We start from the raw sequence: 16494 nt of genomic DNA, 5'->3' as shown, positions 1-16494 counted from the left end.
AGGTAAAATGTTTATTAAATTTTTACACTGAGAAGGGTAAATCTATGGATTTTTTTCCATAGTTTATCAAGCATAATATAGACATAGATTGGTGATTACTTGGTAAAGGAGGTTGATATATGAGAAATAAATATAAGGTAAATGGTTGTTTTCAAGCTGAGCTTTTGATGGAAAAGCCATGATCCACCTGAGCAGGGAACCATGAAAGGAAGAATGATCACCCTAATACTATCGGTGGGATCAAATTATCTAGTTGTACAAAAAAGGGATGTTTTTTAGGATGATAAAGATGAAGCTGGCAAAAAAAATAAAGGTAGTTATGTGTATAGTAAGTATCGTTTTCTTTTTTTATAAAGTAGCCATCAGTCTACCGTATCATGCGTCTGCTGATTCGACAACTGAGAGTAGTGAAAATGCGCCGAGTGAAAGTACTACGACAAAGGAAATGGGTTCTTCAGAAGAAATAAGTGAACCATCCAATAGTACTGTGCAAAGTGATTTCCAATCCGTTTTAGCTGTCCCTACAGCAGCTTCAGGCATAGCTAGTGTGGATAACTTCAATGATTTTCGTACCGCTTTATTGGACCCCACTATTACAGACATTTATTTAACTGGAGATATCAAGTTAACGGCATCTTTTAATATCAATTCGCCAAAAAATATTTATGGCAATAACCATACGATTGATATTAATCTTCAACTGATTGGCGTTGCATTAGCGTATACGACTTGCTCTATTTCTGATGTCACACTAATCAATCAACATCCATATTCGTTTTTCTGGTCCGAATTCTCAGGAGTCACGATCAACTATACAAATGTCACATCTTCTGGACAACAATTCATTTATCTGCCTTATGGGACAGCGAATTTGTATGAGAATATTACAGCTTCATCAGATACGCAAGAAGTGTGTGAAGTAAAAGAATTAAATATACGAAATGGAGCAAATGTAGCATTCAATAATACGAGTAACAGCTATCCAGTAGTAGGTAATAATAGCAGCACTGTCTTGAACATAGAAGATCATACAACTTTTAGCGCACAATCAAATAATCCAACAGCAACTATTGCAATCGGTCAATCTCTGTCAATAGCAGCAACCAGCAATTTTTCGATTGCTAATTCCAAAGGCTGTGCTTTAGGTTCATATTATAGCAGTGCACCATTCACGATCGCTTCAAATAGTGGGATTGGTACTTGGAAGCTAAATGGCACAGACCCACTTCCCGATATCGGCTATACCGGACCAATTACGACAAGTTTTAATTTAACTTCGATTGATATTGCTCAAAATACCTTGAATGTGACGTCCAATAATTCCATGTTTCCAAAATATTTCCAGTCTAAAAATGTAAGAAAAATAGCTAGTGGTCCATTCACGAGTAAAGCACAAGTAATTACCAAGGATATCGATCTATTATTGGGTGAAGTTTGGATACCACCATATAACTTTGTGAGTGCAACAAATGCGCTAGGACAGCCACAAACAATCAATGATGTCACGATTCAAGGCGAAGCGGATGGAGAGAAAATAGGGACCTATCAAATTACTTTTACTTGTGAAGATGCGGAGTCTGTGGCGACAGTCAATGTATTTGATATTCAGCTTCATTCCTTGCCTACGATCTATGCCAAAGATACATGGAATGAATATGATGGATTAGATTGTATCATCGAATCAGATAGTAGCAGCAATTCATCTCTTTCGTTTTTCGAGACAAACGTCAGTGTCACTGCACAAAAAATCGAAGGAGCGAATATGATTGATATTGATCCACAAAAATTGACAGAAGAAGAAGGACAGTATGTTCTCACCTATACGTATAAGCATAAATCGAAAAGTATGAATGTGACGGTTGAGGAGAGCCTTTTCAATGATCAATCAATCTATCCGTCCATACTTGATTTTGGCCATGTCCCAATCCAATATACAACCAATCAATTGATTGCTACAAATGCCACAGGGAAAATCGATATCACTGACAATCGAAGTAACAATGGAGACGGCTATAAAGTAAAAGTCACTCAGGACCATGTCTTGACTGGAATAAGTAGTGGCTTTCAATTAACAGGGTCAATCATCCAGTTTGAAACAGGGACAGCAACTAATAGTAGTGGGGGAGCAGTGATAAGTACTGGAAGTAATCAAACAATTGATATTCCTGTTGGGCAAGAAAAAGAAGTATTTCGAGTGGATAAAGGGAATAGTCGGGGACAGATCGTTTTGCCACTCACCGAGTTTAAGTTGGAGTTGCCAAGTGACAGTCCGAAAATAGCTGATTCTTATCAGGCAAAAATCACTTGGACACTTTCAGAAACACCCTAGCCATTAGTCTCTAACGGACGATGGATAATGATAGCATGAGGGTGTTCAATCTGAGGAGTCAGAAAACGAGAGATCAAAAAAAGAATCAGGATTAAGTTGTGCGCTCATTCATAGAACGTTGTGCCAATCGTTGATAGAGACAACTCACAATGGATCATTTCTGAAAGCGAAAAGGAACGACGTGCAGACTGATCACAATTGAAGTGGCAACAAAGTCGGCTAGCTATAAAATATTTTATACAATGAAAAGGAGCATAAGATAATGGTAATCACAAAAAAATATGTCATGGCAGGTATGAGTATCTTAGTAGGAGCAAGTTTAGGTATAACATCGGTGAGTGCCGATACAACAACTGATGGCACAGTGACTTTACAAGCACCAACTGGTGGAAATGGAGAAGATTTGAACCTAGCAACCAACAAGTTACCAACCAATCTGAATTTTGGTACTGCTAATATCAAATATGATCAATCCATCGAACAAATCGCTACAGTAGATGGTAATCAGGCATCTAACCCAACAACTACGGATATCCAAGTCACAGATAATCGTGGTGATCTAACAAAAGGTTGGAAACTAAAAGTAAAACAAATTGCCCAATTTACGTCCTCAGTCAATCAAGCTGAGTTAGCAGGGGCAGAATTATCGATCAATACAGGAAATGTGACAAACATTGGTGGTGATCTACCCACAGGCGGTGTAATCAACACCCAAGACTATGTGATTACTCCAGATGTGGATGTGGAAGTATTCAAAGCGAGTCCAGGAGAGGGATTAGGAATTTCAACATTGCCAATCAATCAATACAAATTAAGTATTCCTGCTGCAGCAAAAAAAGAAGCGGATACCTATCATGCGCAATTGACTTGGACGTTTTCTGATACATTGTAAGAACTGCCCTTGACAGAAAGGAACTGCCCAGTGAAAATCAAAAAAAATATAGCCATGTTTTTATTTTTACTTGTTTTGTCTCATCTATGTGACGTACCTGTGTTTAGTGATGAAAACTCAGCTTCTCAGAATATTCCATTTTTGGTGTCCACGCAATTGCCGGACAATCAAATAAATAAACAGGTCTCCTATTTTGATTTACAAATGGAACCAAAACAAGAACAGACGTTGCATCTTAAAATCGAAAATATCTCGGATCAGACGATCATGCTAGACACAACTTTATATCAAGGAAATACGAACAGTATCGGGGTCATTGAGTATGATAAATCGGTCAAGGGTTTAGCAAATAACGCGCAAGTCAATATAGAAGATCTAGTAAAAATATCAGAAAATAAAATCAAAATTTCTCCAAAGCAAACGCATGAATTACAAGTGAAAATCAAAATGCCTGAAAAGAATCTATCTGGGATTACCATTGGAGCGATCCGGGTAGTTCAGAATAATGAAGCAAACAAAGAAGGCAATATTCAAAATAATTTTGCGAGAGAAATCGGTTTAGTTTTGCAATCAAGTGATCCGGAGCAAATTCCATCAACATTAAAACTTTTAGATGCGCAAGCAGAACAAGTGAATACGCGAAATGTTTTTACAGAGAAAATCCAAAATCCTAAACCCAAATTAATCCGGCTAACCAACATCAAAGCAATCATTACGAAAGAAGATGATCAAGAAGTTATGTATCAAGCAAACCAGCCGGAAGGCTCGATTGCTCCAAATACGGTATTGAACTATAGGATACCATTAGACGGTAAAGCATTATTACCGGGAGTGTATGTTGCGACATTTGAAGCGGATGAAGGGGAACATCACTGGAAGTTAACAAGGAAATTCACAGTAAAAAACAACATAAGCAAAAAATTAAACCAAACAGATATATTGATAAAAAGTCAGCCTAGTTTTTTTGCAAAGTACAAATGGATGATGATAACTGGGTGTGTCTTATTAGTGATTATTCTAGGTCTGTGTATTTATATAGGTAAAATCAAAAGGAAGTTGGTTGAACAAGAGAAGAGCTAAGCTAGTTTATAATAAGTAAAAGGGGGAGAACAGAAGTGATGCCACGTTCTTCCTCTTTTTTTACAAAAAAATAAATTTTTTTAAATTTTATGAAACTTTTACTTCAACTTGATTTTTTAATGATATTATCCATTTAATTTAACAGGTGGGTGGGGGAGTAATAGTGTTTAGAAAATATTTAGAGAAAGAAATTTTTCGAAAAGTAACTATTATTAATCTATTATGGGAAAAATCAAGTTTGACTTCGCTGGAGATGTCTCAACAATTGAATGTTTCTGTTTCAACGATAAAAGGAGACATAAAAGCAATCAATCTACAATTCGATGAGACTGATCCGTTGATTGAATCAAATCCAACAGGGTATTTGATCAGACATAAGTATAAAAGAAATAAACGAACGTATATGAAGAAAGTCTATCAATATTCACCATTTATCAAAGCGTGTATGTATTTCTTTAAAACCGATTTTTCGAATCCCCTAGGTTTTGCCAAGCAAGAATATATCTCTTCCTCCAAAGCATATCAACTAAAAAAAGAGGTGATGTCCTATGTCGCCTCTTATGGCATCGACCTCAATGATAAGAAGGTAGAAGATGAGTATCGCTTACGGTTTTTAATTGCACTTTTTCAAATGAAGAGCGGTATTCAAGTAGTTAAGGTGTCAAAAACAAGTCAGTACAAAATAAATCATTTGTTTCAACAAATCGAAAAAGAACAAAAATGTTTATTTTCAGATTTCTCAAAAGAATACGCACAGATTTTACTTCAACTGATGTTTGATCGAAAAATGAAGTTGAAAGACAATCTAGATATAAAAAAGTTAGAGATGTATAAATGCACACCTATTTATCATCAGATAGAAGATCGTCTTGTCGCCTTTTTGAAACAAATGTTTTTAAGCCCAGATGAACGAAACTTAAACTATTGTACGATCGTATTCAATTTTTTAAACCAAAATTTTTATGAAATAAATGCACATGAAAAGAATTATCAATGCTATATCGCTTTTACTAAAGAGTTCCCAGAGATCAAGTATGAGTATCTGATCGACAAGATGGAACGTAATATTCCTAACTTTTCTAATAATCAACGAACCATCGAAGTACTAACTTTGATGTTTTTGCGGAAATGTCATTTTAATTTTCAACAGCTGATTCCTGAAGAACATGTTGTGGAAGGGACAGATATGGCAGAGATTCCTCAAGCTTTCTTTGAGAAAATCAAGCAGATCTTTATGGACTGGAATGATTTTTCAGGATTGAACCTAGCATTTTCAGATGATCATTTTCGGTATTTAGCAACAAAAATTTATTTTTTGACTTATCGGAGTAAAAATGAAAAAAGAGTCTTTTTACTGACAGGTGTCTGTACGGACTTCTTATGGGCACAGGAAATGTTAGAACAAGAATTTGGAAACACCCTGGACATTCAACAATTCAATCCGGAAACCATTCCCAGCAACTATAATAAACGTGATGTGATTTTATATAATATCAGCCATGAGAAACTATCCCAAATTGATTGCTTCAAAATGAGGGTATCCTTTAATTTTGATTTTTGTGAATTGTTTAACATAAGGAAAGAATTATTTGGTTACGATATCGCTATGTATAAAAAAATCATCGAGAAAGAATTACGATAAATAGAAGAGATGGGCAGAGGCAGCTGATTTTTTAGAAAAATAAATAAAAAAACGAAAATCGCTTGTTGAACGACGATTTTCGTTTTTTTATTCTTGAGGATTTTGTTTATTCTTGAAACTTGCACTTACATTGGTGGAGTAACTGACCACATAAGATGCACCTCCTTTAGTTCGACTGTTGATAAATAGACTATATCATTGGAATAGACCAAAAAAACATCTTGTATGGTATTGCAACATTATAATTTCTATTTAAGTTAAATCAAGGAATAAATCGCTGAATTAAATGCTTCTGGGACATTTGTCTTCTCGCACCCCCTAAAACCGAATAAACGGTGGGAACAAAAGTAACCACTTCGGAAACAAGACACTATTCAAAAAAAATTTGAAAACAATTTTGTTGGATAGCGCCTTATTTCTCGCAGCTAAACACTTCTATCCCAAGCTCTTTTTAAACAAAAGCTAAAAACAATGAAAATAAGTCCTGTATTTTGTTAATGTATACTATAATAGAAATTAACTATGAATTTTGGAGGAATTTCCATGAAACAAAAAATTGCAGTATTAGGCCCTGGTTCTTGGGGAACTGCTTTAGCTCAAACCTTAGCAGAAAATGGACATGACGTCCGTATCTGGGGGAATGTTCCAGAACAAATCACAGAAATCAATACGTATCATACGAATAAACACTATTTACCTGAATTACATTTACCAGAATCGATCATCGGTTACACAGAATTGGCTGAAGCTGTCAAAGAGGTAGATGCAGTATTATTTGTCGTACCGACGAAAGCAATCCGTGCTGTAGCACAAGAATTGCTACAACATTTAACGACAAAACCAGTGATCATCCATGCCAGTAAAGGATTAGAGCAAGACACGCATAAACGGATATCAGAAGTGATTGCCGAAGAAATCCCAGAAGAAAAACGACAATCTATCGTTGTTTTATCAGGCCCTAGTCACGCAGAAGAAGTGGCGGTCCACGATATCACAACGATCACTGCTGCAAGTGTTGATCAAAAAGCAGCTACTTATGTGCAAGAATTATTTATGAATGATTATTTCCGAATCTATACAAATAATGATGTGATCGGTGTGGAAACAGGTGCAGCATTGAAGAATATCATTGCAATCGGTGCCGGCGCGATCCACGGTCTTGGTTTTGGTGACAATGCGAAAGCGGCGATCATGACAAGAGGATTAGCTGAAATCAGTCGTCTCGGTGTAGCGATGGGCGCGAACCCTTTGACCTTTATTGGATTGAGCGGTGTTGGTGATCTGATCGTCACTTGTACCAGTGTCCATTCACGAAATTGGCGCGCGGGGCATATGCTGGGTGAAGGACAAAAATTAGATCAAATCCTGGAAAATATGGGGATGATCGTGGAGGGTGTATCGACAACAAAAGCGGCGGTTGAGCTGGCTGAGCAACTAGGTGTAGAGATGCCCATCACTCAAACAATCTATCAGGTCCTTTATCAAGGGAAGGATATTAAACAAGCAGCAAAAGAAATCATGTTGCGTGATGGCAAGATGGAAAACGAATTTCAGTAAATCAACAGAATGGAGTATATAAATACGCATATGGAGAATAAAATCGTAAGAAAAGCAGTCATTCCTGCAGCAGGTCTAGGTACACGTTTTTTACCTGCTACAAAGGCAATGGCAAAAGAAATGTTGCCGATCGTTGATAAACCAACGATCCAATTTATCGTAGAGGAAGCTTTAGCTTCGGGGATCGAAGATATTTTGATCGTTACCGGCAAAGAAAAGCGACCGATTGAAGACCATTTTGATTCGAATATCGAATTAGAATTGAATCTACAAGAAAAAAATAAATTCGACTTGCTAAAATTAGTCGAAGAAACAACGAATGTCAATCTCCACTTTATCCGTCAGTCCCATCCTTTAGGATTAGGTCATGCGGTATTACAAGCGAAAACTTTTGTTGGAGATGAACCATTCATCGTTATGCTTGGGGACGATTTGATGGAAGATGAGATTCCACTGACAAAACAATTGATCTTAGATTACGAGAAAACAAAAGGTTCGACTGTAGCAGTCATGAAAGTCCCTCATGAAGACACGTCAAAATATGGGATCATCGATCCAGAAACAAAAGAATCTGAAGGCTTGTATGAAGTGAAACGATTCGTCGAAAAACCAACACCTGAAGAAGCTCCGAGTGATTTAGCAATTATTGGGCGCTACTTATTGACACCAGAAATTTTTGAATTATTAGAAACACAAAAACCTGGAGCTGGAAATGAGGTTCAATTGACGGATGCCATTGATGAATTAAATAAAAAGCAACCCGTATATGCGAGAGAATTCAAAGGCTCTAGATATGATGTCGGTGATAAATTTGGTTATCTAAAAACAAGTATCGAATACGGTTTAGGTCATCCTGAAATCAGCGAGCAGCTGAAACAATACCTCATTGATCTAAGTCATTCTCTGGACTAAAAACTTAACAATTAGAGAAATAAAATCTTGAGAAAAGAATAGTAAATGAGGTGTATTGCTTACATGGGGATTCTAATCAACATTGCACAAACGTTTCTTGATGGATTGAAATGGTTGATGGAGGGGAATAATTGGCTGTTTTTACTGCCAGTATTATTTATTAGTTTGTTTACGATGTTTTATATGGTCAGAATAAAAGAAACCTTTTTGATTTTTATTTGGTACTTAGCAACAGTGGCGATCGGTAGTTTGATCATCATTCTTTTGTGGGGAGATCAACAGGCATTTCTTTTTGCGGCAGCTTTTCTTTTGCTGTACCTTTTTGCCTATATCCCGTATCTACTCAAAAAATTTCATGTCGTCAAAAAAGGCAAACATGCGGCTTCTCCGAACCGCTCAAAGGATGTCTCAGAAAGACGGACAAGATCTGACCGCTGATATTTTGATACTTGCACTTGTTTCGCACTTTCCTTACAATAGATGCAGATAGAAATAACTAAAAAAAAGGCTCCTTGATAGTTAGCGGCAACTAACTATCAAGGAATGACCAGTCACACGTATACACCCTGACCGATCATTTTGCCATAGTCGATGCAGCGCACCGACCGCATTTATTGTACCTGATTTAAGGAAGATTTTCTACCTTATGAATAGAAAAAGCGGAGGAAGCAAGGCGATTTATTTACTATGTCAAAAAAGATGTATATTCAAGCAAGCAGTTTGTTTAATCCGTTTGAAAGACTTGCTTTTAGCGATACATCGTTCCTATCTTTTACACTGAAGCCGAAGAACATCAAGATGCTGCTACATCAGATCTTTCGCTGGAGTGTAATGAATAAGTGGTTAAGGTAAAGATGAGACTGAGCAATTGCTTCGTCTCATCTTTTTGTATTTTTCTTTTTGATAGTTGTCTCTATTCTGAAATAGCAGAAGAAGAGGAGAAAAGAATGAGCTTACCCTATTTTGATTATTGTCAACAACTTGAACGAAAATTAAGGATCGAGGAACCCTTGATGGAACAAGCGGGACGTTGGATCGCTACACAGATTCATCGAGGAGGATGCTTACATATTTTTGCTAGCCATACTTTGCAAGGTATTGCCTATGAATTTTGGCAACAATCTCCCAAAATCTTGCCAACTCAGTTGATTGAACACCCTGCAGCGGGAATTTATGAGTCACTGGAAGGAACGGGCCAAGCAATCATTGAACAAATCAATGCGCAACCCGAGGATATTTTTCTTCTCTTATCAAATGAAGGGAGAAATCCTGCAATCATTGAACTGGCGGAATGGGTCAAAGAACAAGGTCACCTATTGATCGTAATCACAGGTTTTGATTTATCCCGAAGTATCAAGTCAAGACATAGTAGTGGTTTGCGCTTATATGAATATGCAGATCTAGTATTAGATAACTATGCAACGATAGACGATGCCGTCCTTACGGTTCCTAAGTTTGAGCCAGCTATATGTGGCACAGCTTCGTTAGCCACCTTAATTTTATTACAGCAAATCGTTTATTTTTCAGTTTATTATTTGTTGGTGAATGACTAAAGAGAGAAGGATAAGAGCCCGAAAAAGAGACAAGAAAGAATCGTGATGATTCTTTCTTGTCTCTTTATACACGTTGATGAAAGAGTCTTCCCCAAAACTCTTTACACTCCAATTATAGTACATTTGTTATGAATATTGCAATGAAGATACCTAATGAAAATAAAAAGAGAGTAAGAGAGAGGCAGAAATTCAATTAAAAACATCGGTTCAAATAGGAAAGGAGTACGGATGGAAATGTATAAATATTTGTTAATCTCTTAAAAAATCTTTGTTTATACGTAAATAGAAATGAAAATAAATGATCGGAAATAGCTACATTGTAAAAATAAAAAAAGAATTTTAATCCATTTTTATAGGTGCTATGGCTTTGAGAACAGCTTTTTTATTAAAATGTGTCTTGAAGATAACTAAAATCACTAGATTTTTTTAATTGTTTATTCATGTGGTATAGAACATTTTACTGTATAATCTATTTGCTTATTCATTATTGACAAAAACGTAGCAAGAAAGGAAGAACGAGTTTTGAAGAGAAAAAATTCTTCAGTAAAGAAAAAACGAGACTTTACCAAAATGACGACACCGCATACGTATGTCATTATTTTTGGTGTAGTTGTACTTGCCTGGTTATTAACATTTATCGTACCAGCGGGGAGATTCAGTACGCAAGATATAGAATACAAAGATGCAAATGGAGAAACTAGTACCAGAACAGTATTACGCCAAGATTCGTTTCGTTATGCTTATGAATTAGATAAGTCTTTTGTATTTGATCAACTGGAAGAATTACAAAATGATCCAAAGGAAAGAGAAAAGCTAGCTGTTCCTGAAGAAGGATTAGAAGAAGTCTTGGCAGCTGGTGAAAAAAACTTGACCCAAGAGAAACTAGATGAAATCTCACTGACAGATGATGTTTTATACGATGAATATGGTGAAGACATCTATGATACCTCAAAGAAATTGCATAAAACAGCAAAACTATGGGGAACCGATGATTTCGGTGGTTTTGGCTTTTTGAACTTTGTTTTTGAAGGTCTAGTATCAGGCGATAAATATGGTTCAGCAGTCGGGATTGCTGCACTTATTTTAGTCGTGGGTGGGGCATTTGGGATCATCATGCGAACAGGTGCCATTGATGCAGGTATTTATGCTTTTATCAATAAGACACGTGGCCTAGAACGTTTAGCTTTACCGCTCTTATTCTTTGCTTTTTCATTTGGAGGCGCAACGTTCGGTATGGCTGAAGAAGTCATTCCATTCTCAATGGTCATGGTACCTTTTGTGATTGCCTTAGGCTATGATTCGATCGTCGCCGTTACAGTCACCTATGTGGCGTCACAAGTCGGGAATGCCACGTCATGGATGAGTCCGTTCAGTGTCGCCGTTGCTCAAGGGATCGCAGGTATTCCAGTCTTATCAGGCGCAACCTTCCGATTGATCATGTGGGTCGTCGTGACTGCGTTATCGGCTGGTTACTTAATGATCTATGGAGAAAAAGTTCGGAAGAATCCGGAAAGTTCATTAACGTATAAATCTGACGAATACTTCCGTAACCATTTGAAGAAAACATCCGATGAACAAAAACCATTTACATTAGGCCATAAATTGATTTTAGCGGAAATGTTGATCGTTTTAGTTTGGATCGTTTGGGGAGTTACTCAAAAAGGCTATTATATCCCAGAAATCGCCTCTCAATTTTTTGTAATGGGACTAGTCGCAGGGATCATTGCTGTTTTATTCAAATTAGACGGTATGACGGTCAATGATATTGCCTCTTCTTTCCAATCTGGGGCAGCAGATCTAGCTGGAACAGCAATCGTTGTTGGGATGGCAAAAGGAATCTTGCTTGTATTAGGTGGATCAGATGCTTCTGTACCTTCTGCGCTTAATACAATTTTGCATGGTATAGGAACAGCGCTGACTGGTGTACCGGCAGTTATTGGTGCATGGGCGATGTATGTGTTCCAAAGTTTGTTCAATCTAGTCGTCACTTCAAATTCTGGACAAGCGGCATTGACGATGCCAATCATGGCACCGTTAGCTGATTTAGTTGGTGTCTCTCGTCAAGTTGCCGTATTGGCTTATCAATTAGGTTCAGGATTCATGGATGCGTTCACGCCAGTTTCTGCTAGCTTGATCGGCGTCTTAGGTGTGGCACGGATCGAATGGGCAAAATGGGCACGATTCCAAATCAAAATGCAAGGATTCTTCTTTGTTTTAGGAACAATCTTCATTATGATTGCGATCGCGATCGGCCTTCAATAAAACAAATAAGAACTGATTGATAGCAATCAAAGAAACGGTGCTACCCATATGTAACGCTGAGATAATAAGCGAGAAAATCCGAAAGTATCTTCATATTTTGGGACTTTCTCGCTTATTTCTAAAAGAGCGACGTAGGATCGCTAGATTGCTTTTCAAACAACCCTTTGTGTGTATGAAAAGATACAGACTATTTTATAAAGAGGAGGATCACGGATGAAACTCATTCGACAAATCGATGTCTATGCACCAGAATATCTTGGTAAGAAGGATGTATTAGTGGCAGGAAATAAAATCATTGCCTTGGAAGATCAACTATCTGGCGGTTACGAAGAATTGATCGTGGAAGAAATTTCAGGAGAAGGAAAACTCTTGACCCCAGGTTTTATTGATGCCCATTTCCATATTTTAGGTGGCGGCGGCGAAGGCGGCTATCATAATCGCACACCAGAAGTCACACTTAGTCAACTAACGACAGCAGGAGTGACAACAGTCGTAGGTTGTATCGGGACAGATGGCGAAGGTCGAGATATGACTGCTTTGATCAGTAAAGCAAGAGGGCTAGAGGCAGAAGGATTGACTACGTATGTTTATGTTGGTTCTTATCGGTTGCCGGTCAAAACGGTGACTGATTCATTGATCAAAGATTTTCTTACTATTGATAAGATCATTGGGATCGGAGAAATCGCTGTCTCTGATCATCGCTCTTCTCAACCAACATTCGACGAGTTTGCTCGGGCAGTGGCGGATGCTCGTGTTGGGGGCATGTTATCAGGTAAAGCAGGAATAATGAATGTCCATTTAGGTAGCGGAAGTCGAAAATTGGAATTATTGAATCGTGTGGTTGAAGAAACAGAAATCCCTATTACTCAGTTTTATCCGACGCATGCGAATCGGACAACTGAATTATTAGCTGCATGTATCGAATTTGCAAAAAAAGGTGGAACGATCGATTTCACTGCAAGTGAAGATCCTGATTTTTGGGAAAAGACCGATGGTGAAGTTCGTTTTAGTAAAGCATTGAAGCAGTTATTGGAAGCACAAGTCTCTCTTGATAACTTCACCTTGACCTCCGATGGACAAGGTAGTCTCCCATATTTTGACCAAGAGAACCATTTTATCGGTATGGGCGTCGGTAGTGCGAAATCCTTACTGGTTGGCATCAAAGAAGCCGTTCAAAAAGAAGACATCCCCTTAGAGATTGCCTTACGAGCTGTGACATCCAATCCTGCAAGAGTCCTGAAACTGGACCAAAAGGGAAGAATCGCTGTCGGGAAAGATGCGGATCTTTGTTTACTTGATAAAGAAACCTTAGAAATTGATACGGTGATTGCTAATGGAACGATCATGGTCCAAGAAAAACAAGTGAAAGTTTGGGGAACATTTGAGCAAATGATTGCAACGAGCTGAATGTTAGGATAAGCATACTGTTTGTTTGTTTTTATAATTGGTGTTACTCTAAAAGTGGTTAGAAAGACAAATTTTAGAGGAGGAAATATTATGGCAGATTTAGAAGGACGCTCTAAAGATTTGAAAGACAAAGTTGCAGGTGAAGGCAAGGAAGCCTATGGAAAAGCAACAGGTGATAAAAGTAAAGAAACAAAAGGTAAAGCCCAATCTGCAGGTGCGGATATCAAGAGTAAAGCTCGTAATATCGGCGATGAAATCAAAGAAGGCTTTGAAGATGTAAAAGAAAAATTTTCAAAAAAAGACCATAAATAGTCTACTTGTAAATTCTAAAAAAAAGCGTCCTACCAATAAGGTGGACGCTTTTTTTAGCGGTTATCCAATGTCAATGGACGCGAATGTTTTGTTTTTTAATTCAAAAACTTCATCACATTTTTTAGCCACTTCTAATTCGTGTGTCACAATGATGATACAGCGATCTTGCTCATGGGCGATTTCTTGGAAGAGTTGAACGATTTCTTGTGAAGTCGTTTCATCGAGGTTTCCTGTTGGTTCATCCGCGATGATCAACTGATGTTCGCAACAAATCGCTCGGACGATCGCTACGCGTTGTTGTTGTCCCCCAGATAATTTAGTGACTTGTTGTTTTGCAAGAGTTTCATTTATCCCAACGCGTGCCAAGCGATCAAGTGCTACTTGGCGATAATTTTTTTGAGGAGTATTTGAAATTTCCATGGCGGTAATGACGTTATCAAGAGCGGAAAGGTAAGGCAATAAGTTGTACGCTTGAAAAATAATGGATACATCATTTTTACGATAATTTCGTAGTCCTATTTTAGCTAAAGCGCGCTCTTCATAATACACAGTCCCTTCTTTTGGTGTATCGAGTCCTGAGATCAACGAAAGGAAGGTCGTTTTTCCTGAACCACTTGCCCCTAATATGGCGTACATTTTCCCTTTTTCAAAGGATAAATTCACGTTTTTATAAAGTGCTTCTGTTGGATTCTGATACCAGAAGCCCAAGTTTTCTGTACGTAACATCCAATTCCTCCTTTAGTTTAATAAAATTTTTCGTGGATTTAATCGTAGTATGCCAATGGAGGCTAGAAAAACGGAGAGTAAGCTGATCCCAAATGCAACAGCTGCTAGTAGGCCAAGTTGAGCTGGTTGAACGGTGATTTCAAGGTCGCTTACTTGTTCCGAAACGGTAAATGGATTACTAGTTCCACCTGGTTGTCCGCCAGGTCCACGATTGCCACCACCAGGCATCTGCTCTCCTTGTTGCTCGGCAGGTGAGTCGGTTGACGTTTCAGTTTGTTGATCAAGCAACTGTTGACCGACAGCATTTGCAACGACATTTCCACTGAATGAAGCCACACCTAACGCGACGATCATACATATGGCCACTTCTGTAAACAATTGAAGGACGATTTTGCTTCTGGATTCGCCTAATGAAAGCAATACGCCTAATTCATGGCGGCGTTCCCGGATCGTGATCATGATGATCAAAGTCAAAATAATGATTCCAGCCACCGCAACGAGTAAAACGACATTTTGTGAAAAACTGGCCACGTTGTTAAGTGGTTCAAGCATTGCTTGGAACATCGTATCGTTTGATTGAAGACTGAACGTTGATGTATCGATCAGGTTTTCTGCTTTAGTGATAAAATCTGCCATTTTATTGGGATCGGTCAGCGTATAAACCGCAGAGTCGATTGTGTCATCTTCTGAAGAACCATTCAATGTATTAGCAAACGTATAATAAGTATACAAAGTGTTCGCTGGATTCATGAAATTGAAATTCATTCCCATGCTACTACTTGTTTCACTCGACTCATAGATTCCTTTAATCGTCATTTCATAAGTTGTTTCTTCATCTTCAGTGCTAGTAATAACGAAAGTATCCCCTACGGATAAGTCATTTGCGCTAGCTAAAGTAGAGTCGATCACGACATTGTTCGTATCTTTGTCGCTATCAGTGATTCCTTCGCCTTCGATGATTTTTGCTGTGCCATCCGTAAAGCTACTGGTTTGGGCTGTATCGGATACCCCGCTGATTTGAAAGTCTGCTTGGATCATTTGTGGTTTGCCACCCCCCATAGCTCCACCCATGTTTTCACCGTTTGGTGCAGCATCAGTCGTAGTATCAGTCTCAGTTTCTTCTGATGTTTCTGAGGTATCAGAGCTTGAAATGGCAGTGATCCCGCTATTGGCTAAAGCTGATGCAGAGCTTTCGAAGGAAAAACTTGCTACATTATCTAGTGCTCCGATCTTTTCTGCATCGCTGACTGAAACAGGTGTGAGGGAGAAACTTCCAGGATCTGGTCGCCCACCGGATTCAGTATCAGTTGCCTCCGTTTGTTTTTGAAAAGCCGCTTCACGATTCGCACTTAAAGTGACGGTCGCGCCGACATCTTTTTGAGCTTGCTCTGCGGCTTGTTGAGCCGCACTACGTATGGTTAGTCCAGCAAGAACGAAGACAAGGATTGCTGTAAAAACTGCTAATAATAGTAAAGAACGCCCCCATTTTACTTTTGTACTTTTTAATGCTCGTTTGAAAAAATTCATTGGTTCGATCTCCTTTCGAAATGAGTACAAAAAATAGAATAAAGGGAGTAGCTTAAGCCTACCTTAAAAAGAGACCACGACCAGAGAGAGTTGAAGCCTAAAAACAAGGCAAATGGAGCAGGAAATGAAAAACATTCTATAGTTATTGAGTAATTTATGGTAAAATAGACGAAGTATCTTCTAAAATGAAAGAAGAAAAAATGGTCTGGGAAAAACATGGAGACAGAAACAATCGTACATGCTAGCGATTTGTTTGATTTGTTGTATAATGATGTGGAGCAGTTGATCGAGCAAC

General features: G+C 38.1%; 13 protein-coding genes. 11 read left to right on the top strand and 2 right to left on the bottom strand.

The window, feature by feature from the left end:
• Nucleotides 1-289: 289 nt before the first annotated feature.
• The 11 genes from I2F89_RS10150 to I2F89_RS10100 all read left to right on the top strand — a co-directional run bounded on the left by I2F89_RS10150 (nt 290) and on the right by I2F89_RS10100 (nt 13946).
• On the top strand, nt 290-2329 hold the full coding sequence (locus I2F89_RS10150) for a pectate lyase-like adhesive domain-containing protein (RefSeq protein WP_229078104.1): 2040 nt from the start codon (nt 290-292) through the stop codon (nt 2327-2329).
• A 262-nt stretch (nt 2330-2591) separates the two neighbouring features.
• Nucleotides 2592-3221 carry a WxL domain-containing protein gene (locus I2F89_RS10145; RefSeq protein ID WP_071866625.1) on the top strand — a complete coding sequence of 210 codons (630 nt, stop codon included), beginning with the start codon at nt 2592-2594 and terminating at the stop codon, nt 3219-3221.
• Nucleotides 3222-3251: 30 nt separating this feature from the next.
• The gene (locus I2F89_RS10140; RefSeq protein ID WP_071866624.1) at nt 3252-4301 is read left to right on the top strand and encodes a DUF916 and DUF3324 domain-containing protein; all 1050 of its coding nucleotides are present in this window, start codon (nt 3252-3254) and stop codon (nt 4299-4301) included.
• 163 nt (nt 4302-4464) lie between these two features.
• Nucleotides 4465-5943, top strand: a complete 1479-nt coding sequence (locus I2F89_RS10135; RefSeq protein ID WP_074800685.1) for a helix-turn-helix domain-containing protein — start codon at nt 4465-4467, stop codon at nt 5941-5943.
• 543 nt (nt 5944-6486) lie between these two features.
• Nucleotides 6487-7500: an NAD(P)H-dependent glycerol-3-phosphate dehydrogenase gene (locus I2F89_RS10130; RefSeq protein WP_019722927.1), complete on the top strand. Its 1014-nt coding sequence runs from the start codon at nt 6487-6489 to the stop codon at nt 7498-7500.
• Nucleotides 7501-7530: 30 nt separating this feature from the next.
• Nucleotides 7531-8412: a UTP--glucose-1-phosphate uridylyltransferase GalU gene (gene galU / locus I2F89_RS10125; protein ID WP_195514295.1), complete on the top strand. Its 882-nt coding sequence runs from the start codon at nt 7531-7533 to the stop codon at nt 8410-8412.
• A gap of 63 nt (nt 8413-8475) precedes the next feature.
• Nucleotides 8476-8850, top strand: coding sequence for a hypothetical protein (locus tag I2F89_RS10120; RefSeq protein WP_195514294.1), 375 nt, complete (start codon nt 8476-8478; stop codon nt 8848-8850).
• Nucleotides 8851-9359: 509 nt separating this feature from the next.
• Complete coding sequence (locus I2F89_RS10115; protein ID WP_195514293.1) at nt 9360-9965, top strand: SIS domain-containing protein; 606 nt, start codon at nt 9360-9362, stop codon at nt 9963-9965.
• Between the two features lie 522 nt (nt 9966-10487).
• Nucleotides 10488-12227 carry a putative basic amino acid antiporter YfcC gene (yfcC, locus tag I2F89_RS10110; RefSeq protein ID WP_071866618.1) on the top strand — a complete coding sequence of 580 codons (1740 nt, stop codon included), beginning with the start codon at nt 10488-10490 and terminating at the stop codon, nt 12225-12227.
• Between the two features lie 213 nt (nt 12228-12440).
• Nucleotides 12441-13634, top strand: coding sequence for a beta-aspartyl-peptidase (gene iadA / locus I2F89_RS10105; protein ID WP_195514292.1), 1194 nt, complete (start codon nt 12441-12443; stop codon nt 13632-13634).
• A 90-nt stretch (nt 13635-13724) separates the two neighbouring features.
• On the top strand, nt 13725-13946 hold the full coding sequence (locus I2F89_RS10100; protein ID WP_065096154.1) for a CsbD family protein: 222 nt from the start codon (nt 13725-13727) through the stop codon (nt 13944-13946).
• Between the two features lie 60 nt (nt 13947-14006).
• Here the strand turns inward: I2F89_RS10100 and I2F89_RS10095 are convergent, their stop codons facing one another.
• Entirely contained in the window at nt 14007-14672 is a 666-nt protein-coding gene (locus tag I2F89_RS10095; protein WP_071866616.1) for an ABC transporter ATP-binding protein, read from the bottom strand.
• A gap of 12 nt (nt 14673-14684) precedes the next feature.
• A complete protein-coding gene (locus I2F89_RS10090) occupies nt 14685-16199 on the bottom strand; it encodes an ABC transporter permease (RefSeq protein WP_195514291.1) in 1515 nt (504 codons plus the stop codon).
• Nucleotides 16200-16494: the final 295 nt, after the last annotated feature.

This window comes from Enterococcus sp. 1001283B150225_161107_E12 (assembly GCF_015556925.1).
GTDB classification, from domain to species: domain Bacteria; phylum Bacillota; class Bacilli; order Lactobacillales; family Enterococcaceae; genus Enterococcus_B; species Enterococcus_B mundtii.
The sequence above is the reverse complement of the archived record's forward strand: the minus strand, read 5'-3'. Positions and strand labels throughout refer to the sequence as shown.